Here is a 624-nt window from a genome sequence, read left to right on the forward strand (position 1 = left end):
GGGCGGGGACGGGGTGGACGGTGATGTCGAGGTCGGGGAGGGGGCGGGGGCCTGCGGAGTGGCTTCCGGGGTGGCCGCCGGAGCGACTGCCGGAATGGCTGCTGTCCACGCCGAGGACGGTCTCCCACTCCGGCGCGCGCCGACCGTCGCACTCGATGCGGACGAGATCACCCTGGCTGCGCAGCACGCGGGCCAGGGCATCCGTGACGACGACGGCACGGGCCTCTGCCGGGCAGCGGAGCCGCACGATGGTCCCGCTGAACCCCTCGGCGTGGCCGTACCGCCGCCCACGCTGCAGGATCTCCTCGACGAGGAGCGCGGAGGCGTTGCGCTCCAGGCTGAAGTTGAGAAAACCGGGCCCCGTGACGACGACATCGCCGATGAAGGCTTCACCGGCGAGCCGCGACCTCAGGATCTCGGCCACGCGCCGCGGCGGCTGCCCGGCCGCGCCGGCCAGCTGGAGGGCGATGTTGGTGGCGTAGTCGCCACAGCCCCCGGGCCCCGGCGGAGTGACCACGGCCCGCTCCGGCACGGTCACGCTGAGCTCACCCTCGTCGACAGCGCGACGCACGGCGTGCAGCACGGTGCGGGAGAGCTCGACGGGGGTCACGGGCACAAGCGTAT

Annotated in this window: 1 pseudogene; it reads right to left on the reverse strand. The window is 73.7% G+C overall.

Features of this window, described 5'->3' with window-relative positions:
* Positions 1–610 (reverse strand): annotated as a pseudogene (locus AOQ53_RS35730) (ArgS-related anticodon-binding protein NrtL); the annotation flags it as partial.
* Positions 611–624: the final 14 nt, after the last annotated feature.

The organism is Streptomyces azureus (genome assembly GCF_001270025.1).
Lineage (GTDB): Bacteria > Actinomycetota > Actinomycetes > Streptomycetales > Streptomycetaceae > Streptomyces > Streptomyces azureus.